Below are 25,861 nucleotides of genomic sequence, written 5' to 3' on the forward strand. Positions count from 1 at the left end.
TGGACGAAACGGCACCGGTCGTGATCGCCGCGCGCTAATCTCGGTGCTCGGGGGCCACTCCGCAGGGAGCACGATGACCGAGATTCCGGCCGGACTCGCCGAAGCCATCGACGCGCGCCGCGAGGCGCTGGCGCAGCAGCTCGACGACGAGCAGGCCTACCGCGCCGCGGTCGAGCTGGTGGAGCTGCTCCTGCAGCGCAGCCAGCTGACCGGCGAGGACCCGGTCGAAGCTCTCGGCGTCGCAGGCGAGCTGGACAAGGCGCTCCAGGCGGACTCCCCCGCCCGAGCCCTGCCGCTGCTCCACCTCGCCGTGGCCCACTGGGCGGGTGCGCGGCACCACGGCGAGCAATCGCTGCAGGCCGCGCTCGCACGTCTGCGGGAGCTGCGCCCGCTGCTCGACGACGAGCTGCCGATGCACGTCGCGATCCGGGCCCGTTGCGGGATGCTCTGCGCGGACATCGCCGTCCTGCTGGGCGATGAGGAGTGCGCGGCGCAGGCGATCGCGGACCTCGACGCCGCCTTCCCACTGCTCACCGACGATGAGCTGCGGCACGGCGCGCAGATCCAGCGCGCGCAGCTGTGCTCGGCGCGATTCCGCGAGATGGGCGGCCCGGACAGCGATCTGCACTACGCCGTCGACACCTTCACCGCGATCCTGGACCGGCCCGGCATCCCGCCGGAACTGGCCGACCACTGCCACCTCGAACTGGTCAACCTCATCGTGGCCGAGCACCTGCCGCGCCACGCCCGGACCTCAGCGCCGTGGTCGGAGCAGCAAGCGGCGCAGTACACCCGCGCCGCACCGGCCGCCGCGCTGCGCGCGCACCTCGACGCGCTCTCCCCGCAGACCATCGCGATTCCCGGCATCGCCGGAATCCGCGTCAACGTCATCGTCGGGCAGGCGTCCGAAGCCACCCGGCAGGACTGGGACGTGCTGGGCGGAGACCTGAGCACGCTGATCGGCGCGCTCGACGAGCACGATCCGCACCGCCACATGCTCGTCGCCGTCCGGGCAGCCCTGGGCTCGGACCCGCCGCCGGTCACCGAGCTGGACCAGACCCTCGCCGAGCTGCGGCGCGAGCTGATCGCGGCGGACGGCAGCGCGGCGGGCTTCGGCATCCTGGCGCAGCTCAACGCACTGCTGATCCAGCGCGCCGAGCTGACCGGCCAGGGCGCCGCCAGGTGCGTCGAGGTCGCTGAAGCGATGGTGGCGTTCCAGCCGGAGCTGCCCGCTGCCCGCATCCAGCTCGCGCTCGCCCACGCGGCCCGCGACGCCCGGGAAGACCTGCGGCGAGCCGCGGAGATCCTGCGCGACCTGCACCCGGCAGACGATGCGGAACGCTCCGAGTTCCTGGCACACCGCGGGTTCATCAGCACGAAACTCGCGCTGAACTCCCAGGATCCGGCGGACGTGGCCGAAGCGATCGAGCTGCTGGACGCCGCGCTCGACGGGCTGCCGGACGGCGACCTCCGTCGGCGGACGTGGATGTTCCGCGCCTCGATGTACCAGGTCCGGTACCTGCGGATGGGCGGCACCGCGGACGACCACCGCCTGGCCAGCGAAGCCTTCACCGAAGCGCTGGCCTGGGACGATCCGCACACGCAGGACGGCTGCCACGCCGCGCTGGCGATGCTGCTGCTCTTCCGCGACGTCCCCGCCGAACTTCGCGTGCCGGAGCCCGATCCCGAGGAGCTCCACCACCACCTCGACCGCACGAGCCTGCCCGAGGTCCAGCGGCACCTGGCCGCCGTCTCCGACACCAGCGATGACGAGCTCGCCGCCATCCGGCTGCTGGCCTGGTCGGCCGATCCGCACGCGGATGCCGACCCGCACGGGGATTTCGCCTCGTTCCTGCGCGACTTCGCGGCGGCAAGCGGTGACGACCTGAGCCCCGTCGAACTCGACGCCATCCGGTCGGTCACCGCCGCCCTGCCCGGTCGCCAGGACGACGCCGAGGTCAAGCGGCTGCTCGCCACCGCGTCCGAGGGCTTGCCCGCCGACTCACCGCTGCACGGCATGTTCCTGCTGCCCCTGGTGCGTTCTCCCGAGAGCCTCAGCTCCGACGACCTGGCGAACCTGATCAGGCAGGGCGAGCAGCGGCTCGAAGCGCTGCCCGAAGGCTCGCCCGAGCACGCCGACGGACTGACCTCGCTGATCGCGTTCCTGGTCGTGCAAGGCCTGCGCGGCGACCGCGCAGCTCTGGAGAGGGCCAAGGAGATCGCCCAGCACGTGACGCAGCGGTACCCGGACGTCGGAACTCTGTCGGGCATGAGTCACGCGCTGCTCGCCCTCAGTGCCGAGTACGGCCTGGGCCACTCGCTCGAAGCGGTGCAGGAGACGCTCGATCACGTGCGGCGGGCGGATGAGCTGCTGGCCTCCGATGACCAGGTGCGCGCCGAGCTGAACCCGGTCGTGGGCAAGATGCTGATGGCCCGGTTCCTGGCCTCGGGAAACCGGGAGGACGCCGACGCCGCCCAGTACTACTCCGCGGAAACCCCGCATCCTCCGCACGAGGTGCTGGCCTGGGCGAACGAGGTGTGGTCGAAGCAGCTCACCGACGTCGACACCGGGCTGAGCAAGCTGCGCGCGGCGGCCGGCGATGGCGTACCGGACCATCGCGCCCGGTGGATCGTCAGAGGCGTCATCGCGCTGCGCCTGCTGGTACCGCGCGAGTTCCGGGCGGGTTCCACTCCGCCGAGCCGGGCCGACCTCGACGCGGCGCGACGCGCGCTCCTGGCCGCCCGGCGGTTGCCGGAATCCGATGAGAATCGCGCCATCGAGCTCTCCGGAGCGGCAGCGCTGTGCGCCGCTTCCGGGATCGCCGCCGACGATCTGGCCCTGGCCGATGAAGGCCTGGCAGCGCTCGACGAGGTGAGCAAGCAGCCGGGCCTGTCCACCGAGGTGGAGTACTTCACGGTTCAGCTGCTGGCCTACGCGCGCCAGGGTCGCTCGTGGCACCGCGCTTCCAGCGATGCGCTGGACTCGGCGATCGACGGGCTGGAGCGCATGATCCGGGAGCGCCCGCCGGGCACCGGCGAAGCGCTGGCTGCCAACCTCACCATCCTGGCGGGCAACTACGAAGAACGCGGCGACCTGCGCCGCGCGATCGAGACCGGGCTGGAAGCGCTGCGGACGCGCGCCCGTGGCGTGCTGCTGCAGTCCAGCCCGCAGCGAGCGATGAGCGTCGCTTCGGCGGCAGCCGGCAGTGCCGTCGTAGCAGCGCACCGCTGCCTGCGCGCGGACGACCTGGAATCTGCGGTGCAGGCGCTGGAGCTCGGTCGCGGCATGGTCCTGCACGCCGCGACCTCCGCGGCGACGATGCCGGACCTGCTGCGGGACAGCGGTCACCCGGACCTGGCCGAGCGCTGGTCCGCCGAAGTCGACCAGCAGCAGCCCTGGGATTCCGGGAGCCGCCGGAGCAGCCCGGCAGAACTCCAGCTGCCCAGCGACCTGCGGCTGTCGGTGCAGCGCGCCCTGAAAGACACTGCTGCGGAAGAAGAACTGCTCTCCCCGCCGAGCAGCTCGGAGATCAGCGCGGCGCTGCGCGCCCGCAGCGCTCGCGCACTGGTCTACCTCACCGCGGGCGAAGCTGTGGTGATCACCGACGGCGGCGAGCTCCACCACCTCCCGCTCCCCGCGCTGCGCGAGCGGGAGCCGGTCCAGCACTTCGACCTGCTGCAACGCGAGCGGGCCCGCGTCGGACCGGCAGTGCAGCAGCCCTGGCAGGCCGCGCTGCACGATCTGTGCGACTGGGCGTGGACGGCCGCGATCGGGCCCCTGCTGGACTGGTTCGGCGGCGACCGCCCGCCGCGGATCGTGCTGGTGCCGACGGGGAAGCTGAACCTCGTCCCGTGGCACGCGGCGCGCAAACCGGGCGCGGGCGGCCGGTCCCGCTACGCGTGCCAGGACGCCGTCATCGGCTACGCGGCCTCCGCGCGCCAGTTCGTCGAAGCAGCCCGGCGGCAGGCACCGCGCTTCGCCGACCGCCCGGTCCTGGTCCGGACCCCCGACCTGTACTGGACCCGCCACGAGATCGGGCACATCCACGCCGCGCACTACGCGCACGGCCACTACCTCGGCCGCCCCGGTCAGCGTTCGGTGCCGAGCCCGGACGACGTGCTGACCGCGCTGCCCGGAACGACGATGCTGCACCTGGGCTGCCACGCCACGCCTGCCGAACTCCCGGTCGAATCCGCGCTGCGACTGGGTTCCCGGTCGCTGCCGGTGCGCGACGTCCTGCGGCACAAGAGCGGTCCGCGCGGTGCGCTGGTCGTGCTGGCCGCCTGCTCCAGCGATCTGACCGCCCGCCAGCACGACGAGGCCCTCACCCTGGCCACCGCGTTCCTGGCCGCCGGGGCCGGCGGGGTGGTCGGCACCCGGTGGGAGATCGACGACCTGGTGACCGCGATGTTCATGATCGCCTTCCACCACCACCTCAACGACGGCTCACCGGAACCCGCCGAAGCCCTGCGCGCCGCGCAGCTGTGGATGCTCGACCCGCACCGCCACCCGGTCCCCGGCGTGCCGGACGAACTCGCCCGGCACTTCGCCGAAACCGACCCCGCAACCCCGGAGCACTGGGCCGCCTTCACCTACCACGGCAGGTGATGCCTCAGAAGTCCACCGCGGCTCGGTCGTCGACCCTGGCCACCGATTCCTGGGCGAAGCGTGCGACGTACTCCGCGCGGATCTGCTCGATCTTCGGGTCGCTGTCCCGGTACTCGCCGACCGGGTAGAGCAGGATCAGCTCGAACGAGCGCTCCCGCTCGATCACGCCGTTGGCGTCGCGGTACTGGCCGTAGCCGTCCTGCACGGTGAGCCCGTCCGGGAACCGCGGCGTGACGACCTCGTCGATGAACGAGTGGAACTGCTCGTCGGTGACCGGCGGCCCGCCGTCGGGGCGGACGGTGCCGAACAGCAGGCTGGTCTCCACGAAGGGCGCGCCGCGCCCGCTCGGCACCGGTGCTTCCTCTCCGAGCGCGGCGTAGGCGGTGGGAGCACCCGCGCCGATCAGGGCGGCGGCCAGCATCGCGGTGGTCATGCGCCAGGACGGCTTGATCGTCTTCTGCACGCCAGGAACAGTAGGTCCACCGCGCCGCGGCGGGCGCGCCACCCCGCGAGGCGGCGGCCGAATTCCCGCGATCAGGGAAGCGCACCCGGCCGATAGGATGATCACCGTGGCGCTGGAGTGGGACGAACTGCTGATCGGCGCGCCCGGCAGGCGGTGGCGGACCGCCTCGACCACCCGGCGCGTGCTGGTGATCGTGCACAACGTCACAGCCGCCACCCGCCTGCTCGACGTGGTGCCGCACTGGGCGGGCGACCTGCGGATCCAGACGGTGTTCACCTGCATCGGGTCCAGCGCCTTCACCACCGGCACCACCGACTTCCTCGGCGAGCGCGGCATCACGCCGATCGACTGGGAGCAGGCGGTGCGCGGCGAGTTCGACCTCGCCGTCTCGGCCAGCTACGGCGGCGCGCTGCACGAGGTCCGGGCGCCGTTGATCGTTCTGCCGCACGGAATGGGGTACAATAAGTTCCTCGAATCCAGGAGAATCCAGGAGAATCCAGGAGAATCCAGGAGAATCCAGGAGAATCCAGGAGAATCCAGGAGAATCCGGTCTTCGGTCTCTCCGATGCGTGGTTGCTGCACGAGGGCGAGGTAGTTCCCTCGGTCGCGGTCCTGTCGCACCACGAGCAGCGCGACCGCCTCGCGCGCTACTGCCCGCAAGCCCTCCCGGCCGCGCTGGTCGCGGGCGATCCCTGCTTCGACCGGATGCTGGCCAGCCGCCCGCTGCGCGATTCCTACCGCAACCGCCTAGGAATCGGCCCCGACCAGCGCTGCGTCGCGATCTCCTCCACCTGGGGCCAGGCGTCGCTGTTCGGCAGGCACCCGTCGCTGGTCCTGCGGCTCGCCCGCCAGTTGCCGCTGGACGAGTACCGCGTCGTGGTGGCGCTGCACCCGAACATCTGGCACGGCCATTCACCCTGGCAGGTACGGATGTGGCTGGCCGAGTGCGCCAGGGCGGGCGTGGTCGTGCTGCCTCCGGAGGAGGGCTGGCGAGCCGCGCTGGTCGCCGCTGACGTCACCATCGGCGACCACGGATCGGTGACGTTCTACTCGGCCGCGCTGGGCACCCCGGTCCTGCTCGCCACCTGGCCGGAGGAGACCGTCGACCCGGCTTCGCCGATCGCTGCCCTCCTGCGAACCGCGCCGCGCCTGGATCCGCAGGCCCCGCTGGCCGGGCAGATCGACGCGGTGATCGCGGGGCATTCACCGGCCGAGCACGCCCACATCACCGAGCTCGCCACCTCCGAGCCGGGCCGGTCGGCGGCGTTGCTGCGCGCCGAGATCTACACCCGACTGGAGCTGCCGGAACCGCCTGTCCCGGCGGATTCCACCGCCGTCCCGCTGCCGGCCGCGCAACCGCCCGGAACCGGGAGTCAGCTGATCCAGGTGCGGTTGGCCGACCGGTCCGCGTCCGTGACGCGATTCCCGGCGGCGGCGCTGGACGAACCGGCGGTCTCCGGCGGAGTTCTCGTGACCTGCGCGGACGAACCGGACCGGCGCTGGCTGGAGCTGGCCGAAGTCCTGGTCCACGACGACCGCTACGACGACCCGCTGCGGTGGATCAGCGCTTCGCTGTCGCGCCTGCCCGGCTGCCTGCTCGCCGCGACGCGGGACCGCGCGGGCGACTGGATCATCAGCGGCACCGACCTGCCGGTGGTGCGTTTCCAAGGCCCCGACGACCTCGGCCCGGCGTGCGCCGCGGTCGTGCACGCCTGGCTGTGCTCCGGCCGCACACCGCACGAGCTCCCCGAGCAGCTCCAGCTGGGACCGCGCACCGAGCCGGTTCAGCTGTCCTTCGAGGACTGATCGAGCCGGACGCGCACCTGCTCGCCCAGCTCGGCGAAACCCCGGGTCCGGCAGATCGTCGCGGCCTCCAGGAAGTGCTTCTGCGCCGCCTCGGAATCGCCCGCGGCGAACGCGTTGTCGCCGAGACCGACCAGCACCTGCGCCCGGTCGAAGTGGTGCCCGTGCGCGGTCATGTACTCCAGCGCGGCACCCAGGTCGGCCTTCGCGTCGGCGTAGCGCTGCTGCTCGGTGCGCCGGCGTCCCCGCCACATGCGGGTCTTCGCGGCGTTGTAGGGCTCGGAGGCGAATTCGGCGAGTGCCTGGTCGAGCAAGTGCTCACCGCGCTGGGCTTCGGCGACCGATCCCAGGTGCATCCGCGCGAGCGCCAATCGTCGCGGATCGGCCAGCCGGTCCGCCATTTCCAGGTTCCGCTCCAGCGCGGTGCGCGCACCGTGGCGGTCGCCCTGGTTCCGCAAGCTGATCCCCAGCGATTCCACGGCGGTGGCCGCCAGGTCGTCCCGGGATATCGCGCGCGCCTTCTCCTCGCCTTCGGCGAACAGCTCGGCGGCCTTGTCCGATTCCCCGCGCGCCTGGAAGGCGAAGCCCCGCTGGATGAGCGCGAGCCCGGCGGCGAAGGTCAGCCCGCGATGACCTGCGACGTCGGCGGCGTACCCGTTGATCACGTCCATGTCGTCGACGTGCTTGCCCTGCTCCTGGAACGGCCACAGCGCTACGGCAAGCTGGCACAGCTGCTCCGCGCCGGCCTCGTGCAGCCTCTTCGCGACAGCGCGCAGGTTGGCCCTTTCGGTGGCCAGCCACTCCCGTGCTCCGGCGACGTCGAGCGGCTCGGGCTCGAAGCCCGGCCACAGCGCTTCCAGCCATCCCCGGTTCGGCCGAACCGCGTGCCCGGCGGCCAGGGCGCGGCGGACGTAGTACTCGGTGAAGCGGTCGCGCACAGCGGACTCGCCGAGTTCGCGGGCGTGTTCGCGGACCAGGCTGTAGGCGAAGTAGCGGTCCTCAGCGACCTCGCGGATCAGGTGCGCGGAGGTGAGCCGGTCCAGCACCTCCCGCACGTCGTCCTCGTCGCGCCCGACGGCCGCCGCCAACGCCGCCAAGCTCACCTCACCGGCGCCCGGGTGCTGCCCGAACGCCGCGTACAGCTGCCGCGCCTCCGCGTCGAGGCGCGCCACCGCGGTGTTGAACACGGCTTTGACCGACAGATCCGCATCGCGCGACAGCCGTCCCAGCAGCTGCCCTTCCTTCGACAGCTCGCGGACCAGCCGGGCCACCGGCCGCTCAGGGCTGCTGGCGAGTTCCGCGGCGGCCACGCACAGCGCGATCGTCTGCCCCTCGCACAGCTCGATCAGCCGGTCGACCTGATCGGCTTCCCCGCTCAGGTCCTTCGCCCCGCCTACGATGCGGGACACCAGCAGCCGCGCGGCATCGTCGGTCAGCGGATCGAGCGGCACGAACTCCGCGCCCGCGCGAACCCGCAGCGCGCTCAACGACCGGGCCTCGGTCACCAGCACCGCCGAGTTCCCCTCGCCCGGCAGCAGCGGCACGACCTGAGCCGCGGTGATCGCGTCGTCGATCACGACCACGACCTTCTTGCCGCTGCTCCACGACCGGAACAGGTTCGAGCGGGCGTCCAGACCGGCCGGGAGCTCCGCCGTCTTGTAGCCGACGGCGACCAGGAACTGGTGCAGCGCCTCGCTCACCAGCCCGGGCTCGTCCGTGCCCGCTGCCAGCCGGGCGTAGAACGCGCCGTCCGGGTAGTGGTCGCGGTGGTCGTGGACCCACTGGTAGGCGGTTTCGCTCTTCCCGCTGCCCGGCAGGCCTTGCACGACCACCAGTCCCGGTGGCCGCTCCCCGGAATCGGCGCCCGGCCGCAGGAACTCGCCGATCTCGGCGAGCTGCCGCTCGTTGTTGGTGAAGAACCGGCTCGGCAGCGGGACCTGCTTCGGCGGCGGGTTGGGCGATTCGGGCGCGTGGAAGTGGACGTCGCCGTGGATGTCGCGCGCCTGCACGACGTTCTCCGCTTCGCCGTCGAAGCGGTTGTCGCCGCCGACGTCCTCGGTCATCGCCCGCCCCTCTCGCGCCGAAGATCACCAGCACCCAGCGTAACGCTTCGTGTCGGCCGGGATCCGGCAAGTCATCGAACTCGCCGGCGGCTCAGTCCTCGACGGCGGCGAGGAACCTCTCGATGCTCGTGACCAGCGCGATCGGCGTCTCGTCGATCGCGTAGTGCCCGGCGTTGGTGAGGGTTTCCAGCTCGCAGTTCGGGTAGTGCTGCTGGAAGGTCGCCTGCATGGTCGCCGCACCCAGCGCCGGGTCGTGCTCACCGACGATCACCTTCACCGGCACCGGGTTGCCCTGGATCTCGGCGTGGAAGTCGGCCTTCGCCCACGCCTCCAGGTAGTCGCCGAAGGCCCGCCGGTCGGAGTGCGCCAGGGAGTGGCGCACGGCCGCGTCCAGCCACACGCCGGTGAGCCGGTTGCCGGTGGTCAGATCGAGGATGGCGCGGCGGTTGCCGGGTTCGGCCACCGCACCGGTGAACAGCTCCCAGGCCTGCTCGTCGAACGGCACTCCGCTGGCCGGCACCGGCGAGATCCCGACCAGCGCGCGCACCCGCTCCGGCGCGTCGGCGAGCACGCGCTGCATCACCGCACCGCCCATCGAGTGGCCGATCATGGAGAACCGGTCGAAGCCCAGCTCGTCGGCGAGCGCCAGCACGTCCTGCGCGGCCTCGGCGAGGGTGTGCTCGCCGGGTTCGCCGATCCGCCTGCCGTAGCCGCGGTAGTCCGGGAAGACGTACCGGAACCGGCTGCCGTCCAGGTGCGGGTGCACCGGCCGCCAGGCGGCTCCCGACCCGAACCACCCGTGCAGCGCGATGACCGGGTGCTGACCACCACCGAGCTCTTCCGCCACGAAGCACCTCCCAGATCGACTGGCGCTCCAGCATGGCCCACCTGCCGACCGGGCGCACCCGCCTGGATCCAGCACCACCTGATCAGCCGCCCTTGCCCGGCCCTGTCGTGCCCCGGCGTACATTTGTCAAGTGCGCGCCGACCGTTCGCGCACCTCGTTCGGCACGACGTTCGGCGTTCCGGTCCGGCCGGCACGCAGCACCTAGAAGGTTGATCGTTTGGCTTCCCCCACGACTCGTCCGCAGCGCACCGCCCGGCCGGATCGCAGCAGAACCAGAGGTCGATCAGCCTGGCCGCTGCGCGTGCTGGCGGCCGTCGCGGCCGGGTTCGTGCTCTACGCCGGATCGCCGCCCCGGGAGCTGTGGTGGCTGGCGCCGATCGCGTTCGCGCTGTTCGCCGCGGTGGTCCGGCACCGCGGCGCGCGTGCCGGGTTCGGCTACGGCCTGCTGTTCGGCTTCTCGTTCCTGATGCCGCTGCTGGGCTGGCTGCAGGACTTCCTCGGCGCCGACTTCGGCCCGTGGCCGTGGCTGGGCGTGGCAGCGGTCGAGGCGCTGTTCGTGGGCCTCGCCGGCGCCGGGATGGCGCGGGTGAGCAGGCTGCCCGGCGGGCCGGTGTGGATGGCCGCGGTGTTCGTCGCCTTCGAGGTGCTGCGCTCCAGCGTGCCCTTCGGCGGCTTCCCATGGGGCCGGCTGGCCTTCACCCAGGACACCGGGATGCTCCTGCCGCTGGCCGCGCTCGGCGGCAGCGCGCTGGTCTCCTTCGTCGTCGCGCTGATCGGCGGCGGCCTCGCGGAACTGGCCTTCCGGCTGCGCGCGCGCCGCAACTGGGCCGCTCCGCTGGCCGTCGTCCTGGTGCCGGTCGTCGGTGGCGCGGTGATGTCGCCGTTCATCGGCACCGACGCCGAGGCCGGGACCGCGCGGGTCGCGATCGTGCAGGGCAACGCGCCCAACATCGGACTCGGGCTGCTCTACGAGGACGGCACGCTGAAGGCCAACCACATCGCGGCCGCGAAGAAGCTGGTCGCCGACGTGCAGGCGGGGCGGATGCCGCAGCCGGACTTCGTCGTGCTGCCCGAGCAGGTCGGCAGCTGGGGGCCGACCCGGACCGACCCGGAGCTCTCGGCCATCGCCGCGCAGCTCGGCGTGCCGCTGGTGGTGGGCGGTCTCGGCAAGGACGCCGACGGCTCGCTGCGCAACCAGATCGTCCAGTGGGACCCGGCCACCGGCGCGGGCGACCGCTACGTCAAGCAGCACCTGGTGCCGTTCTCCGAGACGATCCCGATGCGCTCGGTGGCGCGCCAGGTCAGCCCGTTCGTGGACCGCTTCCCGCAGGACATGGTTCCCGACGACCAGCCGGGACTGCTCAACGTCGGCGGCATCCGGGTGGGCGTGGGCATCTGCTACGACGTCGCCTACGACGACGTGTACACCGGCGCGGTGCAGCGGGGCGCGACGGTGCTGGCGCTGCCCACCAACAACGCCTGGTACGGCTACTCCGAGATGAGCTACCAGCAGCTGGCGATGGCCCGGCTGCGCGCGGTCGAGCACGGGCGCGCCGTCGTGGTGGCCTCGACCAGCGGCGTGAGCGCCGTGGTGCGGCCCGACGGGTCCGTCAGCGAGCAGACCGAGCAGTTCACCGCGCAGAATCTGATCGCCGAGGTGCCGCTGCGCTCGACGCTGACGGTGGCCACCCAGCTCGGATCCGCGACGACGTGGGCGCTGGTGGCGCTGGCGGTGGGCGCGCTGGTGGCCACCTGGTGGCGGCCCCGCCGCGGCTGAGCCCGCCGCCGAGACAACACCCGACCGAAACGCACGGCCGGTCCGCGCGACCGGCTAGGAGGACATGGATGTCGACCCGGCCAAGCCCCGACGCGGTGCTGGTGGTGATCCCGACCTACAACGAGCGGGACAACCTGGAACCGATCGTGCGCCGGCTGTCCGCCGCGTTGCCCGCGGCGCACGTGCTGGTCGTCGACGACGGCAGCCCGGACGGCACCGGTGAGATCGCCGACCGGCTGGCCGCCGAGGACGAGCGGGTGCACGTGCTGCACCGCACCGAGAAGGCCGGGCTGGGCGCGGCCTACGTGGCCGGGTTCGACTGGGCGCTGGCCCGCGACTACGCCGCGATCATCGAGATGGACGCGGACGGCTCGCACGCGCCGGAGGACCTGCCCCGGCTGATCGGCATGCTCGGTCCGGACGGCACCGGGGCCGACGTGGTGCTGGGCTCCCGCTACGTGACCGGCGGGCGGACGGTGAACTGGCCCTGGTACCGGGCGTTGCTCTCCCGCGGCGCGAACACCTACTCGAAGCTGGCGCTGGGCGTGTCCATCAACGACATCACCTCCGGCTTCCGGGTGTACCGGCGCGAGGTGCTGGAGACGGTCCGGCTGCACGACGTCGCCTCGCAGGGCTACTGCTTCCAGGTGGACCTGGCGTGGCGCGCGGTGGAGGCGGGCTTCGTGGTGGTGGAAGTGCCGATCACCTTCGTGGAGCGCGAAGCGGGCACGTCCAAGATGGATGCCGAAGTGGTCCGCGAAGCCCTGGTGCGGGTGACCAAGTGGGGCCTGCGCCGCCGGGCCCACCAGGCAGCGGGAGTCCTGCGCGCCCTCCGCCGCTGACCGCACGGCTCGGCAAGCACGGCAAAGCGCCTGGGAGACGGAGTCCCAGGCGCTTTGCCGTCGTGCTTTTCCGGGGTCAGCGGCCTCGGCGCGCCCGCAGCAGGTCCAGCCGCTCGGTGAGCAGCTCTTCGAGCTCCGGGATGGTGCGTCGCTCCAGGAGCATGTCCCAGTGGGTGCGCGGCGGCTTGGCCTTCTTCTGCTCCGGCTCGTTGCCGTCGATGATCTTCGACTCGGTGCCGTGCAGGCGGCACTCCCAAGTCGGCGGCACCTCGGCGTCGTCGGAGAACGGCACCTCGAACTCGTGGCTCTTGGGGCAGGCGTAGCGCACCGTCCGGCGCGGTGCGAGGTCGTGGTTGCGATCGGTCTCGTAGCTCACTGCTCCGAGCCGGCTGCCACGCAGAACGCGGTCGGCCATGACGGTTCCTTTCACTTCGGCCCGGGGCCGAGCCCGGGCGGTTGTGCTCACCGTGTGCAACGACGGGAGTCCCGCCGTCTGTTCCCGGTGTCATGCTTCTGGTTGCCGTCGGTGACGTTGTTCACCCGTCAACGACAGCCTTCTCCCTAGAGATGCAGTCGGTCCGCGTTCGTGACGCGTTATCCCACTGGCAATCTATAGGTGCGTTCGAACGGGTGATAGTGCCAGATGTTGAGCCACTCTGGCTAAACCACATCCAGGGAAAACGTCGAGAGTGGGACATAGATCACGCCACGGACGGAGCAGGGCCTCGGAAAAGAAGTAACGGATTGTAGCTGCACTTCGTTCCCCGCTTTCACGACGCAGCGTACCGGCATATACCGAACACGCCGTGCGACCCGAACTCCCCCATCACCAGCTTGGAGCAATGGCACCGGGACGGCAGAGCGGATGCGGAGCGTCACCCGACGGGTGCGCTCCGCAGTGTGACCCACCGTCCTTCCCCCGAGCTCGTCGGTGCTTGCGCTGCTCAGGGGTCGTTCAGCGGACGGCCTCGCCGACAGCGCTCTCAGAGCACCTTCGGCGCGGGGTTGCCCACTGCCTCGATGGCCCGCCGCACCGGCACCAGCGCCACCAGCAGCAGACCGACGGCGAAGAAGAGCACCAGCGAGATGATGGCCAGCCGGAACGATCCGGTGGCCTGCCCGACGCCTGCGAACACCAGTGGCCCCAGCCACGAGGTGGAGCGCTCCCCGATCTCGTACAGCGAGAAGTACTCCGCCTCCCGGCCGGGCGGCACCATCTGGCTGAACAACGAACGGGACAGCGCGTTCGTTCCGCCGAGCACCAGGCCGATGCCCACCGCCAGGCCGTAGAACTGCATCTCCTGACCCGCCTGCACGAAGTAAGCGGTGACGACCACGACCAGCCAGATCGACAGGCTGATCAGGATCGTCTTCTTGGCGCCGATGTACTTGGCCAGCAGGCCGTGCAGCATGCCGCCGATGAAGGCGATGAACTGCACGATCAGCACGGTGACGATCAGCGCGTCCTGGGGCAGCTTCAGCTCCAGGTTGCCGTACTGCGGCGCGACCTGGACGACGGTGGCGATGCCGTCGGTGAAGATCCAGTAGGCACCCAGGAACGCCAGGGTCAGCGGGAAGTGCTTGGCCTCGCGCAGCGTGCTCTTCAGCTGCTTGAAGCCCTCCATGACGGTCGTCGTCGGGCGGGGCGCGGCGGCCTGCTCGCCCTCCGGAGCGCGGCGCCGGGGCAGCGCCGCCAGCGGCAGCAGCGTGAACGCCGCCCACCACACGCCCGAGGACAGGAATATGACCCGCACGGCGGCGTCGGAGTCCATGCCGATCGAGTCGTGGAAGAGGTAGATCACCAGGTGCAGGGCCAGCGCGACGCCGGCGCCCAAGTAGCCGAAGGCCCAGCCCTTGGTGGAGACCATGTCCCGCTCATCGGCGTCGGCGATCTCCGGCAGGAACGAGTAGTAGACCACCACCGAGGCGCCGAAGCAGATGTTGGCGAGGATGAACAGCACCACGCCCAGCTGCCAGTTCTGCCCGCCGACCAGCGCCAGCAGCGCGGTGGTCGCGGCGCCGCCGAAGGCCAGCACGGCCAGCATCAGCCGCTTGTTGCTGGAGCGGTCGGCGATGGCCCCGGTGATCGGCAGCACCAGCACCTGCACGACGGTGGCCACCGACAGCAGGTACCCCCACAGCGATCCCGCCGGGAAGCTGAGACCGAAGACCGAGATGTCGCAGTCCACCAGCGCGTTGCCGCCGGGGCACGGGTTCAGGCCGTTGCGCTCGGTGTCCGCCTCGGCCGCCGAGGTGGCCACCGCGGTGAGGTAGAGCGACAGGAAGACCGTCGACACCGAGGTCGGGAACACCGAGTTGGCCCAGTCGTACCAGCACCAACCACGCTGCTCCCGGCGCCGCTGCGCGGCGTCCGGTGCCACGTCGCTGCCCATCACGCTCATCCGTTCGGTCCTCCGAAGCCAATGTCACTCGATTGGGGGTAACCGGACCTTACTGGCTCGATCGAACACGGTGGAGGCCCGAGCGCGGACATTGCGTAGTTGTACTCACCCGCTCACCTCCGAGTGCGGCTCGCCGAAGCGCTCGCGCAGCACCTGGTTCAACAGGTCGGGCCGGTCGGTGACCAGCCCGTCCACCCCGGCGTCGAGCAGCTGCCGCATCTCCGCGGGGTCGTCGACGGTCCAGACGTGCACCTCGATCCCCCAGCGGTGCGCCTGCCGGATGAACCGGCGGTCGATCACGCGCACCGCGCCGAACCCCTGCGGCACCTGCGCCGCACCTCCCGCGACCAGCGAGCGCAGCGGCCAGCCGCCCCACCGCGAACCGAGCCACAGCAACCCGGCCGACCGCTTCCCGGTCGAGGTCAGCAGCTCGGGTCCGGCGGCGCGCCGCAACCGGGCCAGCCGCTGCTCGACGAAGGAGGCCAAGCACACCCGGTCCCAGGCCTTGTGCGCGCGCAGCGTCCGCAGGACCGGCTCCACCGCCGAGTCCTCCTTGACGTCGATGTTGAAGAAGGTCTCCGGCAGCTCCTCCAGCGCCTCGTCCAGCGAGCACACCGGTTCCCGGCCACCGATCCGCGCGGTGCGCACGGCCGACCACGGCAGCCGCCGGATGGTGCCGCGACCGTCGGTCGTGCGATCCAGCGTCGGATCGTGGTTGACCACCACCACGCCGTCGGCCGTGGCGTGCACGTCGGTCTCGATGTAGCGGAAGCCTTCCTCGGCGGCGCGCCGGAACGCGCTCAGCGAGTTCTCCAGGTCGTGCAGCTCCCCGAGGTGCCACCCACGGTGAGCGAAGGCGCGGGGTCGGGGGCCGAGCAGGAAAGGATGCGTCACACCGGACAACTCTGCCCGATCGGCGTGCCTGCATCGCGCAGGCGGGGCCCTTGACTAACGTGATCGATCGTGGATATCTCTGACCAGCCCTCCCGGCGCCAGCGGCAGATCCGGCATTGCGCCTGGTGCGGGCGCCGCGTTCCGGAGGCCGGCCGCCAGGGGCGTCCACGCCTGTACTGCGCCCAGTCCTGCCGCCAGCGCGCCTACGAGCGCCGCACCGCGGTGCAGCGCGGCGGGCTGCCGGAGGACGCGGTGGTGCTCTCCGCCGCGGAGCTGGCGGACCTGCAGGACCGGCTGTTCCAGCTGCGCTGCGCCGCCGAGGACGTGGTCACCGCGGTCGACGACACCGCCGACCGCGGTGAGCTGCGCAAGCTCGCCGCGCAGGTGGTGGACGTGGCCGTGGAGCTGGAACGGCTGCGGTGAGGGCGAACGGAGGATTGTGCGGGGCTCGGGAGGTGACCAGGATGGGTTGGTCCCCAGCGGTGACGAGGTGTCGACCGTGCCCGCACGACCCGTGGTCCGCGGCCTGCGCCGCGTCGACCTGATCAGCCCGGACCCGGTGGCTTCCGCGGTCCGCTACCGCGCGCTGCTCGACTGGAACCCGGATCCGACCGGTCGCGGGTTCGACTGCTGGGTCGGCAACCGCCGCTGCGCGACGATCCGCAAGCCCCGCGCGGGCGAGCGGCCGGGCTGGCGGCCGGTGTTCGCCGGGAGCTCGCCGAACTGCGCGCTCACCGGCCCGGACGACGCGCTGGCCCGGATCGCCAAGGGCCGCGCCCAGCACGGCCCGCTGGCCCCCGAACCCCGCCCGGGCGAGCCCTGCTGGATCGAGCTGGCCGCCAGCGATCCGGACCGGGCCGACGCCTTCTGGGCCGGGACGCTGAACTGGGCGGTGCGTCCCACCCCCGGCGGCGCGGAGTACCTGGTGGACGACCGTCCGCTCGCCTCCCGGACGAACCGGCAGGTCGCGGCGGCCTGGGGCTGGCTGTGCTTCTTCGCGGTGGAAGACCTCGCCGTGGCGGAGAAGCTGGTCACCGACGTGGGCGCCGAGATCGCCGACCGGTTCGACCACCCGCTGCTCGGCGAGGCGCTGGCGATCACCGACCCGGACGGCGCGACGATCGCCTTGACCGCGGCGACCGGCTGGGGCTGATCAGCAGAGCCGCGCCGGGGGCCAGAACGGCCCGGGCTTGAGGACCTCGCACGGCGCGCCGGGAGTGCCGGGATCCGGGAGCTTGCTCAGCGCGTCGATGGTCGAAGCCAGCGTGCCCGAGCACTGCCAGACGATCCCGCCGGAGGGCGTGGCCACCAGCAGCCGGGCGGCCAGCGCGTGCTGCCGGTCGGCGATCCAGAGCGCATCGCTGTGCTCGGGCCAGCTCACCACGCCGACCAGCCATTCCGGGCGCCCGAGCGGATCGGTCAGGATCCAGAAGGTCCACAGCGTCTGGATGCCGACCAGGATCGCGAGCTCCGGGTAGAGCTGCAGCGCTTCGTTGACGCTGTTCACGGCGCGGTGTCCTTCGCGGTCGCTTCTCGGGCTTCGGCGGGCGGGCGGCCGATCTGTCCAGGTCAGCCTCGGGCCCACGATGCCCCACGCCGCACCGCGGCGGCGGCACATTCCGCGGCCATCGCACCAAGACCACCCGGTGGGGTGATGACGTCAGCCGTTGACCCTGGCTCGCAGGCCGTCCAGCACCAGGTCGAGCCCGCGCTCGAAGTCCGCCGGGCCGCCGGGCGCGCGGTCGATCGCCCCGGCGCTGGCCGCCTGCAGCGCCATCTGCTCCTCCACGGTGTGGCCGAACACGAGGTGCAGCAGGGCTCGGGTGCCGACGTCGACCACGTCCTCGGGCAGGCCGCCATCGCGCAGCGCCGCGCGCAGCTGACCTGCGGGTTCACCGGCGCCGAGGCCGAAGGTGTGCGCGGTGACGACGACTTCGGCGCCGTCGCGGTAGGCCAGCATCGCGTCCCGCAGCTCGCTGCAGATCTCGACGACTCGCCGGTCCCAGCGCTCGGCGCGGCGGGGCCGCTCGCCCCGGCGCAGGATCTCGTCGGCGACCGCGGCCAGCAGCGTCTGCTTGTTCGGCACGTGGTGGTAGAGCGCGCTCGGTTGCACGCCGAGTTCGGTGGCCAGCCGCCGCATCGTCAGCGACTCCAGCCCGTACTCGTCGAGCACCGATATCGCGCGGGCCACGACGTCGCTGCGGTGGTAGCGCACCCGAAACCTCCCGTTGACCGATCGACCCGCCCAGTCTAGCCTGAACGCCGTTCAGGTGAACGCTGTTCAGGTTCGACATCCCGGAGAAGCGATGAGCGCCCACTTCCACCAGCTCGCCGACGCGGTCCTCGCCGGCACCCCGGCCACCCCGGAGGACGCCCTCGCGGTGCTGCGCGCCGACGACGCCGAGCTGATGTCCGTCGTCGCCGCGGCCGCCCGGCTGCGCCGCGCGCACTTCGGCAACGCGGTGAAGGTGAACTACCTGGTGAACCTGAAATCCGGCCTCTGCCAGGAGAACTGCAACTACTGCTCGCAGGCGCTGGGATCCAGCGCGCCGATCCTGAAGTACTCGTGGCTCTCCGAGTCCGAGGCCCTCGCGCAGGCCGGAGCGGGGCTCGGCGGCGGCGCCAGCCGGGTGTGCCTGGTCGCCTCCGGCCGCGGGCCGTCCACAAGGGACATCGACAAGGTGGTCGAGGTGGTCGGGGCGCTGAAGCGGGAGCACCCCGGCGTCGAGGTCTGCGCCTGCCTGGGACTGCTCAAGGAGGGGCAGGCCGAACGGCTCAAGGACGCCGGTGTGGACGCCTACAACCACAACATCAACACCGCCGAGAGCCACCACGACAACATCGTCCAGACCCACACCTACGCCGACCGCGTGGACACCGTGGAGAAGGCCAAGGGCGCGGGGATCTCGCCCTGCTCCGGGCTGATCGCCGGGCTCGGCGAGACCGACGAGCAGCTCGTCGAGGCGCTGTTCGCGCTCCGGGACCTGGAATCGGACTCGATCCCGGTCAACTTCCTGATGCCCTTCGACGGCACCCCGTTCGAGAACACCTGGGAGCTCACCCCGACCCGCTGCGTGAAGATCCTGGCGATGGCGCGCTTCGTCTGCCCGGACCGGGAGATCCGCATCGCGGGCGGCCGGGAGATGCACCTGCGCTCGCTGCAGTCGATCGCGCTGCACGTCGCCAACTCGATCTTCCTCGGCGACTACCTCACCTCGGAGGGCCAGGCCGCCGAGGCGGACCTGGAGATGATCCGCGACGGCGGTTTCGTCGTGCAGGGCTCCGAGGAGGACCTCGCGCAGCGCGCGGCCGATCCGGTGATCCGGCGGCGCGGCGCGGGCACCGATCTGCTCCCGAACGCCTGATGAGCGCGGCGGAACTGCTCGCCTTCGACCGCGAGCACCTGTGGCACCCGTACACCTCGATGACCGATCCGGCGCCGACCCGCCTGGTCACCGGTGCCGCGGGCAGCCGTATCTGCCTCGACGGCGTCGGCGAGGTGGTGGACGGGATGGCGTCGTGGTGGTCGGCCATCCACGGCTACCGGCACCCGGTGCTCGACGAGGCGGTGCGCGGCCAGCTCGACCGGGTGGCGCACGTGATGTTCGGCGGGCTCACCCACGAACCGGCGGTCGAGCTGGCCCGGCGCCTGATCGACCTCGCGCCGGAAGGCCTCGACCGCGTCTTCCTGGCCGATTCCGGCTCGGTGAGCGTCGAGGTGGCGATGAAGATGGCGCTGCAGTACCAGCGCGGCGCCGGGCGGCCCGGGCGGAACCGGTTCCTCACCGTGCGCGGCGGCTACCACGGCGACACCTTCGACTGCATGAGCGTGTGCGATCCCGACGGCGGCATGCACGCGATGTGGTCCGGGGTGCTGCCGGAGCAGGTCTTCGGCGAGCGCCCGCCCGGCCTGGGCGGCGATGTCGCCGCGTGGGCAGCGGGTTTCCGGGCGCTCGCCGCCGAGCACGCCGACCGGCTCGCCGGGCTGATCGTGGAGCCGCTGCTGCAGGGCGCGGGCGGGATGCACCCCTACCCCGCCGAATGCCTGGTGGTGTTCCGCGAGGTCGCCGACGAGCACGGCCTGGTGCTGGTCTTCGACGAGATCGCCACCGGTTTCGGCCGGACCGGCACGCTTTTCGCCGCGGAAGCCGCCGGGGTGGTTCCGGACGTGCTGTGCGTGGGCAAGGCGCTCACCGGCGGCTACCTGTCGCTGGCCGCCGCGCTGTGCACGGCCGAGGTCGCCCGCGGCCTGTCGGCCGGCGATTCCGGCGTCCTCATGCACGGGCCGACCTTCATGGGCAATCCGCTGGCCTGCGCGGTCGCCTCGGCGAGCCTGGAGCTGCTGAGCACCGGTGGCTGGGCCGCCGACGTGCGGCGGATCAACACGGGATTGCAGGCGCTGCACGGGATCGACGCTCTCGACGTGCGCGTTCTCGGTGCGGTCGGCGTGGTCCAGCTCGACCACCCCGTCGACGTGGTCGAGGCGACCGAAGCGGGGCTCGCCGAAGGCGTGTGGCTGCGCCCGTTCCGGGACCTGATCTACACCATGCCGCCGTACGTGTGCAGCGACGAGGACGTCGCCGCCATCTGCGCCGGGATCGCGGCCGCTGCGGACGCGGGATGAGTAGCCCCGTGTCAACCCCGGCGCTGCGCAACCGCAGCTCAGGGGAACGTGACGCGCACCAGCCACAGGAAACCCCCAAACGCAAGATCGCCCCGAACGCAACCACCACTGGGAATCGCGGAGAGGCGGAACGCGCATGAGTAGCTGGGTGGAGTGGTTCGCCGAGCAGCGGGCCGGGCGCGAGGACGCCGGGTTGCAGCGCGCGCTGCGGCCCCGCGCGGCCGATGAGGACGTCATCGACCTCGCCAACAACGACTACCTGGGGCTGAGCCTGCATCCCGCGGTGCGCCGGGCCGCCGCCGATGCGGCGCTGTGCTGGGGAGCGGGCGCGGGCGCGTCCCGGCTGGTCACCGGCACCACCTCGCTGCACGTCGACCTGGAGCGCGAACTCGCCGAATTCACCGGCCGCGAGGCGGCTTTGGTGTTCTCGACGGGTTATCAGGCCAACCTGTCGGCGGTGACGGCGCTGGCGGACAAGCAGTCGCTGATCGTCTCCGATGCGCACGTGCACGCCTCGCTGATCGACGCCGCGCGGCTGACCCGGGCGGCGATCGAGGTGGTCCCGCACAACGACGTCGCCGCGGTCCGGAAGGCGTTGGCCGCGGCCGGTGACCGGCGCGCGCTGGTGCTGACCGAATCGGTCTTCTCGGTGCTCGGCGACGCCGCTCCGCTGCCGGATCTCGCCGAAGTCTGCGCCGATCACGACGCGCTGCTCGTGGTCGACGAAGCGCACGGGCTCGGTGTCGTCGGCGACGGCGGCCGAGGAGCGCTGCACGGCACGTCCGAGCACCCGAACGTGGTCATGACCGCGACCCTGTCGAAATCGCTGGGCGCGATGGGCGGCGCGGTCCTCGGTTCCGCCGCGCTCGTCGACCACCTCGTCAACCGCGCGCGCCCGTTCATCTTCGACACCGGGCTGGCGCCGGCGCCCACCGCCGCCGCGCTGACCGCGCTGCGCTGCCTGCGCCGACAACCCGCGCTCCCGTTGCGAATCCACCAGCGCGGTGCCGAACTGGCCGACCGGCTCGGCGTCCGGCGATCCGCCGGTGCCGTGCTCTCGGTGCCGATGCCTTCCCCGCAGGTCGCCGTCGCGGCGCAGGCCGCGGCGCTGGAGGCCGGGGTGCGGGTGGGCTGCTTCCGGCCGCCGTCGGTGCCGGACGGCGTGTCCCGGCTCCGCGTCACCGCCCGCGCGGGCCTCGCCGACGCGCGCTGGGAGCACGCGGTCGAGGCGCTGGCCCGGGTCGTCAAGGACCACCGGAGGTGGCCGTGATCCTCATCGTCACCGGCACCGACACCGGTGTCGGCAAGACCGTGACCACTGCCGCGCTCGCCGTCCGCGCCGGGCCGGGCACGATCGCGGTGAAGCCCGCGCAGACCGGCGTCGGCACCGACGAACCCGACATCCGCGCGGTGGCGCACCTGGCGGGCTGCGAGGTCGCCGAGTTCACCCGCCTCGAAGACCCGCTGGCACCCGACACCGCCGCCCGGTTGCGCGGCGTCGAGATCCCCCCGGTCGGCGCGCACGCCGCCCGCGTCCGCGAACTGGCCCGCGACCACGACACCGTGGTCGTCGAAGGCGCGGGCGGACTGCTGGTCCGCCTCGACACCGGCGGCCGGACGCTGCTGGACCTCGCCGCCGATCTCGCCCGGGACCACCCGGTGCGGGTCTACGTCGTGACCCGCATCGGGCTCGGCACCCTCAACCACACCGAACTCACCGTCGGCGCGCTGCGCTCCCGCGGCCTGGAACCGGCGGGGCTGGTGCTCGGCGCGGTGCCGGACGAGCTCGGTCTGGCCGAGCAGTGCAACCGCACCGAGCTGCCGCGCGTCACCGGAGTCCCGGTCGTGGCGGCCTTTCCCGAGGGGGCTGGGAGCCTCGCTCCCGAGCGCTTCCGCGAGCGGGTCGGCTCCTGGCTGTCGGCGGTTCAGGAGTCGAACGGTGAGGGGATCCTGCCGTCGCGGCTGATCTGATCGACCAGCTCGCGGATCGACGCGGAGTCGTTGACGTGCGGGAAGTCCTCCTCCGGCACCGGCACGCCGAGGAAGTCGCACAGCCGCTCCCAGCCCTCGCCGACCCGGTAGGTCAGCAGCCGGTCGGCCGGGACCGCTGCCTGCACGGCGGCGTTGTGCGCCTCGAAGACCTCGATGGCGTGCGCGCGGTCGGCGAATCGGCCGCCGAAGGTGCCGTCCCAGACCAACCGCTCCACGGTCGGGCGCAGCTTCGCGAACGAATGGCCGTCCTCGGGTTCCTCCTGCGCGAACTGGTAGATCGTGCTGTGCACGCTGTCGTACCACTTCTCCGGGTCGCGGACGGTCAGCAGCACCTTGGCGTCCGGGTAGAAGTCCATCAGCTCGCGCCAGAACGTGCACCCCGGCCAGTCCACTGTGGAGTTGAAGCCGCCGAGGACGGTCTCCCAGTCGGAGATCTCGCCGTCCAGCGCGCGCGCCCAGTGCTGCACCCGGTCGGGCTGCGCGATGACCTCGAACATGTGGTAGCACGGGCCGTAGCCGAGGCGCTCCAGAGCCGCCTTCAGCGACGCGGTACCGGTGCGGCCGAACCCGGCCCCGATGATCTGCACCATTCCTGCTCCTTGTCGTGATTCAGCGCGCTTCGGTGATCAGGACCGCGCCGACGGTCGCGTGGGTGGATTCGTCGATGAGCACTGCGCCGCCGGTGAACCGGTTGTCGGCGTAGGGATCGCAGAACACCGGCTGCGCCAGCCGCAGGCCGACCTCGCCGATCTCGTTGACCTCCAGGCGCTCGGCCGGGCCGCGCTCCAGCGTGGTGACCTCCAGCCGGTCGCCGATCCCGGACACCAGCGCCTTGACCGTGCGCGTGGTGTGCTTGAGCAGCAGCCTCGTGCCCGGTTCCAGCGCCGGTCCGGCCGACATCCAGCACACCGATGCGGTGAGCTCCGACGCCGCCACCGGCGGATTCGCCGGAGCGCAGAGCATGTCGCCGCGGCCGATGTCGATGTCGTCGGCCAGCCGCGCGGTCACCGACTGCGGTGCCCTCCCCCGGTCCAGCTCGCCGTCGGCGGTGTCGACGGCGACCACGCGGCTGCGCATGCCGGAGGGCAGGTGCAGGACCTCCTCGCCCGGGGCGATCGAGCCGCTGGCGATCTGCCCGGCGTAGCCGCGGTATCCCGGAGCTCGGATGGTGCACTGCACCGGCAGCCGGAACTCACCGGCGGCATTCTCATCGGTGACCTCGACGTCTTCGAGGTGTTCCAGCAGCGCCGGTCCGTCGTACCAGGGCATCGCCTCCGAGCGGTGCACGACGTTGTCGCCGCGCAGCGCCGAGATCGGGATGGCGGTGACCTCGCGCAGGCCCAGCTGGGCGGTGAAGGCGGCGAACTCACCGGTGATGGCGCGGAACACCGTTTCGTCGAAGCCGACCAGGTCCATCTTGTTGACCGCCAGCACCAGTCGCGGCACCCGCAGCAACCCGGCCAGCACGGCATGCCTGCGGCTCTGCTCGGTCAGGCCGTTGCGGGCGTCGACCAGCACGATCGCCAGGCCCGCGGTGGACGCGCCGGTGACCATGTTGCGGGTGTACTGGGCGTGGCCCGGCGTGTCGGCGATGATGAACGCCCGCCGCGCGGTCTCGAAGTAGCGGTGCGCCACGTCGATGGTGATGCCCTGCTCGCGCTCGGCGCGCAGCCCGTCGGTGAGCATCGCCAGGTCCGGTTCCGCGTCGCCGCGCTCCCGGCTGGCCACCTCCAGCGCTTCCAGCTGATCGGCCAGCAGCGAGCGCGAATCGTGCAGCAGGCGGCCGATCAGGGTGCTCTTGCCGTCGTCGACGGCACCGGCGGTGGCGAACCGCAGCAGGCTGTCGGCCGGGGCGAAGACCGGTGCGTCGCTCATCAGAAGTACCCCTCCCGCTTGCGGTCCTCCATCGCGGCCGCGCCGGCGCGGTCGTCGGCGCGGGTCTGCCCGCGCTCGCTCACACCGGTCGCGGCGATCTCGGCGATCACCTCGGCGACCGTGGCGGCCGTCGAGGGCACCGCGCCGGTGCAGGTCATGTCGCCGACGGTGCGGAACCGCACGGAGCGCTCGACGAGCTGCTCGCCCGGCTCGCGCGGCAGGAACGGGGTGTCGGCCAGCAGCATCCCGTCGCGCTCGAAGACCTTGCGCCGGTGCGCGAAGTACAGCGACGGCAGCTCCACGCCCTCGCGCTCGATGTAGGTCCACACGTCGCGCTCGGTCCAGTTCGACAGCGGGAACGCGCGCACGTTCTCGCCGGGGTGGATCTTCCCGTTGTAGAGGTTCCACAGCTCCGGGCGCTGGTTGCGCGGGTCCCACTGGCCGAAGGAGTCCCGGAAGGACAGCATCCGCTCCTTGGCGCGGGCGCGTTCCTCGTCGCGGCGCGCACCGCCGAACAGCGCGTCGAAGCGGTGCTCGGCGATGGCGTCCAGCAGCGTCACGGTCTGCGCGCGGTTGCGGCTGGCGCCCTTGCCGGTCGGCTCGGCGACCCGACCGGCGTCGATCGAGTCCTGCACCGAGGCCACCACCAGCCGGACGCCGAGCTCGGCGGCCCGCCGGTCGCGGAAGTCCAGCACCTCCTCGAAGTTGTGCCCGGTGTCGACGTGCAGCACCGGGAACGGGATCGGCGCCGGGGCCAGCGCCTTCTCCGCCAGCCTGAGCAGGACCGCGGAGTCCTTGCCGCCGGAGAACAGCAGCGCCGGGCGGTCGAACTCGGCGACGACCTCGCGGATCAGGTGCACCGCCTCGGATTCCAGCAGGTCCAGCCGGGACAGCATCAGCGACTCCCCTCGGGTCGGGTGCGCGACAGCGCGTCGAGCAGGTCGCCGGCCAGCTCGACCCGGCAGACCAGCAGGTCCGGCAGCCACGGGTCGGCCCGGCCGTAGACCAGCTCGGAGCCGTCCAGGCGGCTGGTGTGCAGCCCGGCGGCGCGCGCGACCCCGACCGGGGCCGCGCTGTCCCACTCGTACTGACCGCCGTCGTGCAGGTAGGCGTCGACCTCGCCGAGCACCACCGCGGCGATCTTCGCGCCTGCCGAGCCCATCGGGACGAGCTCGGCGCCGATGCGCTCGGCGATCCCGGGCACGAACTCCGGCGGGCGGCTGCGGCTGACCGCGATCCGCGGGCGGCCGCTGCCGCGCGGAGGCTGCTCGGACCGCTGCGCGGTGCCGAGCACCAAGCCCTGCGCGGGCAGCGCCACGGCCGCGGCGCTCACCTCGTGCTTGTCGACCAGCGCGACGTGCACCGCCCAGTCGGTGCGCCCGGCCTCGGAGAACTCCCGCGTGCCGTCCAGCGGATCGACGATCCAGACCCGCCCGCCGGGACTGCGATCCGGGCCCGAGGTTCCGTGTTCGGACAACACCGGGTCTTCCGGGCGCTCCTGCGCGAGCGCGGCGCCGAGCAGCGCGTGCGCCGCCGCGTCGCCGGCCGCTCCGAGCTCCTTGGGATCCGATGTGGACGCTCGCGCGGCCCGCAGCTCGACCAGCTGCTCCCCGGCCCGCTGCGCCAGCCGCGCGGCCAGCTCGTGATCGTCGACGTTCACCCGGATACCT

General features: G+C 72.1%; 23 protein-coding genes. 11 read left to right on the plus strand and 12 right to left on the minus strand.

Annotation, left to right across the window (positions count from 1 at the left end; all coding sequences use genetic code 11):
- Positions 1–73 precede the first annotated feature (73 nt).
- On the plus strand, positions 74–4,609 hold the full coding sequence (locus C4T78_RS03250) for a CHAT domain-containing protein (RefSeq protein WP_093347398.1): 4,536 nt from the start codon (positions 74–76) through the stop codon (positions 4,607–4,609).
- A gap of 4 nt (positions 4,610–4,613) precedes the next feature.
- On the opposite strand, the gene C4T78_RS03255 is transcribed toward C4T78_RS03250, so the two are convergent.
- On the minus strand, positions 4,614–5,072 hold the full coding sequence (locus C4T78_RS03255; protein ID WP_258958318.1) for a DUF3574 domain-containing protein: 459 nt from the start codon (positions 5,070–5,072) through the stop codon (positions 4,614–4,616).
- 106 nt (positions 5,073–5,178) lie between these two features.
- On the opposite strand from C4T78_RS03255, the gene C4T78_RS03260 reads away from it, so the two are divergent.
- Both C4T78_RS03260 and C4T78_RS03265 read left to right on the plus strand, forming a co-directional pair.
- Complete coding sequence (locus C4T78_RS03260; protein ID WP_146075828.1) at positions 5,179–5,667, plus strand: hypothetical protein; 489 nt, start codon at positions 5,179–5,181, stop codon at positions 5,665–5,667.
- Positions 5,646–6,878, plus strand: a complete 1,233-nt coding sequence (locus tag C4T78_RS03265) for a CDP-glycerol glycerophosphotransferase family protein (protein WP_093347396.1) — start codon at positions 5,646–5,648, stop codon at positions 6,876–6,878. The genes C4T78_RS03260 and C4T78_RS03265 overlap by 22 nt, the downstream gene beginning before the upstream one ends.
- On the opposite strand, the gene C4T78_RS03270 is transcribed toward C4T78_RS03265, so the two are convergent.
- Both C4T78_RS03270 and C4T78_RS03275 read right to left on the minus strand, forming a co-directional pair.
- A complete protein-coding gene (locus C4T78_RS03270) occupies positions 6,857–8,938 on the minus strand; it encodes a P-loop NTPase family protein (RefSeq protein ID WP_093347393.1) in 2,082 nt (693 codons plus the stop codon). The genes C4T78_RS03265 and C4T78_RS03270 overlap by 22 nt on opposite strands.
- A gap of 91 nt (positions 8,939–9,029) precedes the next feature.
- Positions 9,030–9,785 carry an alpha/beta fold hydrolase gene (locus C4T78_RS03275; protein WP_235863061.1) on the minus strand — a complete coding sequence of 252 codons (756 nt, stop codon included), beginning with the start codon at positions 9,783–9,785 and terminating at the stop codon, positions 9,030–9,032.
- A 301-nt stretch (positions 9,786–10,086) separates the two neighbouring features.
- On the opposite strand from C4T78_RS03275, the gene lnt reads away from it, so the two are divergent.
- Together lnt and C4T78_RS03285 are read left to right on the plus strand one after the other, a co-directional pair.
- A complete protein-coding gene (lnt, locus tag C4T78_RS03280) occupies positions 10,087–11,562 on the plus strand; it encodes an apolipoprotein N-acyltransferase (RefSeq protein WP_093347388.1) in 1,476 nt (491 codons plus the stop codon).
- A gap of 68 nt (positions 11,563–11,630) precedes the next feature.
- Positions 11,631–12,404 carry a polyprenol monophosphomannose synthase gene (locus tag C4T78_RS03285; protein ID WP_093347385.1) on the plus strand — a complete coding sequence of 258 codons (774 nt, stop codon included), beginning with the start codon at positions 11,631–11,633 and terminating at the stop codon, positions 12,402–12,404.
- 76 nt (positions 12,405–12,480) lie between these two features.
- Here C4T78_RS03285 and C4T78_RS03290 read toward each other — a convergent pair whose 3' ends face one another.
- From C4T78_RS03290 to C4T78_RS03300, 3 genes are all read right to left on the minus strand, one after another.
- Positions 12,481–12,819 carry an RNA polymerase-binding protein RbpA gene (locus C4T78_RS03290; protein WP_093156699.1) on the minus strand — a complete coding sequence of 113 codons (339 nt, stop codon included), beginning with the start codon at positions 12,817–12,819 and terminating at the stop codon, positions 12,481–12,483.
- A gap of 568 nt (positions 12,820–13,387) precedes the next feature.
- Positions 13,388–14,806, minus strand: a complete 1,419-nt coding sequence (locus C4T78_RS03295; RefSeq protein ID WP_093347382.1) for an MFS transporter — start codon at positions 14,804–14,806, stop codon at positions 13,388–13,390.
- A 105-nt stretch (positions 14,807–14,911) separates the two neighbouring features.
- Positions 14,912–15,700, minus strand: a complete 789-nt coding sequence (locus tag C4T78_RS03300) for a glycerophosphodiester phosphodiesterase family protein (protein WP_093348521.1) — start codon at positions 15,698–15,700, stop codon at positions 14,912–14,914.
- Positions 15,701–15,769: 69 nt separating this feature from the next.
- On the opposite strand from C4T78_RS03300, the gene C4T78_RS03305 reads away from it, so the two are divergent.
- Positions 15,770–16,123: a hypothetical protein gene (locus C4T78_RS03305; RefSeq protein WP_235863060.1), complete on the plus strand. Its 354-nt coding sequence runs from the start codon at positions 15,770–15,772 to the stop codon at positions 16,121–16,123.
- 76 nt (positions 16,124–16,199) lie between these two features.
- Positions 16,200–16,853 carry a VOC family protein gene (locus C4T78_RS03310; RefSeq protein WP_235863059.1) on the plus strand — a complete coding sequence of 218 codons (654 nt, stop codon included), beginning with the start codon at positions 16,200–16,202 and terminating at the stop codon, positions 16,851–16,853.
- Here the strand turns inward: C4T78_RS03310 and C4T78_RS03315 are convergent, their stop codons facing one another.
- Entirely contained in the window at positions 16,854–17,207 is a 354-nt protein-coding gene (locus C4T78_RS03315; RefSeq protein WP_093347377.1) for a hypothetical protein, read from the minus strand.
- Between the two features lie 153 nt (positions 17,208–17,360).
- A complete protein-coding gene (locus C4T78_RS03320; protein ID WP_093347375.1) occupies positions 17,361–17,915 on the minus strand; it encodes a TetR/AcrR family transcriptional regulator C-terminal domain-containing protein in 555 nt (184 codons plus the stop codon).
- 91 nt (positions 17,916–18,006) lie between these two features.
- Here C4T78_RS03320 and bioB point away from each other — a divergent pair, with 91 nt between their 5' ends.
- The 4 genes from bioB to bioD all read left to right on the plus strand — a co-directional run bounded on the left by bioB (position 18,007) and on the right by bioD (position 22,295).
- The gene (gene bioB / locus C4T78_RS03325) at positions 18,007–19,065 is read left to right on the plus strand and encodes a biotin synthase BioB (RefSeq protein ID WP_093347372.1); all 1,059 of its coding nucleotides are present in this window, start codon (positions 18,007–18,009) and stop codon (positions 19,063–19,065) included.
- Positions 19,065–20,324 carry an adenosylmethionine--8-amino-7-oxononanoate transaminase gene (locus C4T78_RS03330; protein WP_093347368.1) on the plus strand — a complete coding sequence of 420 codons (1,260 nt, stop codon included), beginning with the start codon at positions 19,065–19,067 and terminating at the stop codon, positions 20,322–20,324. The genes bioB and C4T78_RS03330 overlap by 1 nt, the downstream gene beginning before the upstream one ends.
- Positions 20,325–20,460: 136 nt before the next feature.
- The gene (locus tag C4T78_RS03335) at positions 20,461–21,594 is read left to right on the plus strand and encodes an 8-amino-7-oxononanoate synthase (protein WP_093347365.1); all 1,134 of its coding nucleotides are present in this window, start codon (positions 20,461–20,463) and stop codon (positions 21,592–21,594) included.
- Positions 21,585–22,295 carry a dethiobiotin synthase gene (gene bioD, locus C4T78_RS03340; protein ID WP_235863058.1) on the plus strand — a complete coding sequence of 237 codons (711 nt, stop codon included), beginning with the start codon at positions 21,585–21,587 and terminating at the stop codon, positions 22,293–22,295. The genes C4T78_RS03335 and bioD overlap by 10 nt, the downstream gene beginning before the upstream one ends.
- On the opposite strand, the gene C4T78_RS03345 is transcribed toward bioD, so the two are convergent.
- From C4T78_RS03345 to C4T78_RS03360, 4 genes are read right to left on the minus strand one after another with little or no spacing between them, the layout of a single operon-like run.
- Entirely contained in the window at positions 22,250–22,906 is a 657-nt protein-coding gene (locus C4T78_RS03345; RefSeq protein WP_093347363.1) for a sulfotransferase family protein, read from the minus strand. The two genes, bioD and C4T78_RS03345, sit on opposite strands and share 46 nt — an antisense overlap.
- 19 nt (positions 22,907–22,925) lie before the next feature.
- Complete coding sequence (locus tag C4T78_RS03350) at positions 22,926–24,191, minus strand: sulfate adenylyltransferase subunit 1 (protein ID WP_093347360.1); 1,266 nt, start codon at positions 24,189–24,191, stop codon at positions 22,926–22,928.
- A complete protein-coding gene (cysD, locus tag C4T78_RS03355) occupies positions 24,191–25,087 on the minus strand; it encodes a sulfate adenylyltransferase subunit CysD (protein ID WP_093347359.1) in 897 nt (298 codons plus the stop codon). Before cysD ends, C4T78_RS03350 begins: the two co-directional genes overlap by 1 nt.
- Positions 25,087–25,851: a 3'(2'),5'-bisphosphate nucleotidase CysQ gene (locus C4T78_RS03360; RefSeq protein ID WP_103908070.1), complete on the minus strand. Its 765-nt coding sequence runs from the start codon at positions 25,849–25,851 to the stop codon at positions 25,087–25,089. Before C4T78_RS03360 ends, cysD begins: the two co-directional genes overlap by 1 nt.
- Between the last annotated feature and the right edge of the window lie 10 nt (positions 25,852–25,861).

Source organism: Saccharopolyspora kobensis (assembly GCF_900108315.1).
Classification (GTDB): domain Bacteria; phylum Actinomycetota; class Actinomycetes; order Mycobacteriales; family Pseudonocardiaceae; genus Saccharopolyspora; species Saccharopolyspora kobensis.

Excerpts from the sequence above, each read along its gene's own strand:
- C4T78_RS03250 (WP_093347398.1), top strand. The coding sequence starts at position 74 with ATGACCGAGATTCCGGCCGGACTCGCCGAAGCCATCGACGCGCGCCGC.
- C4T78_RS03270 (WP_093347393.1), bottom strand. The coding sequence starts at position 8,938 with ATGACCGAGGACGTCGGCGGCGACAACCGCTTCGACGGCGAAGCGGAG.
- C4T78_RS03285 (WP_093347385.1), top strand. The coding sequence starts at position 11,631 with ATGTCGACCCGGCCAAGCCCCGACGCGGTGCTGGTGGTGATCCCGACC.
- C4T78_RS03290 (WP_093156699.1), bottom strand. The coding sequence starts at position 12,819 with ATGGCCGACCGCGTTCTGCGTGGCAGCCGGCTCGGAGCAGTGAGCTAC.
- C4T78_RS03295 (WP_093347382.1), bottom strand. The coding sequence starts at position 14,806 with ATGAGCGTGATGGGCAGCGACGTGGCACCGGACGCCGCGCAGCGGCGC.
- bioB (WP_093347372.1), top strand. The coding sequence starts at position 18,007 with ATGAGCGCCCACTTCCACCAGCTCGCCGACGCGGTCCTCGCCGGCACC.
- C4T78_RS03330 (WP_093347368.1), top strand. The coding sequence starts at position 19,065 with ATGAGCGCGGCGGAACTGCTCGCCTTCGACCGCGAGCACCTGTGGCAC.
- C4T78_RS03335 (WP_093347365.1), top strand. The coding sequence starts at position 20,461 with ATGAGTAGCTGGGTGGAGTGGTTCGCCGAGCAGCGGGCCGGGCGCGAG.
- C4T78_RS03345 (WP_093347363.1), bottom strand. The coding sequence starts at position 22,906 with ATGGTGCAGATCATCGGGGCCGGGTTCGGCCGCACCGGTACCGCGTCG.
- C4T78_RS03350 (WP_093347360.1), bottom strand. The coding sequence starts at position 24,191 with ATGAGCGACGCACCGGTCTTCGCCCCGGCCGACAGCCTGCTGCGGTTC.
- cysD (WP_093347359.1), bottom strand. The coding sequence starts at position 25,087 with ATGCTGTCCCGGCTGGACCTGCTGGAATCCGAGGCGGTGCACCTGATC.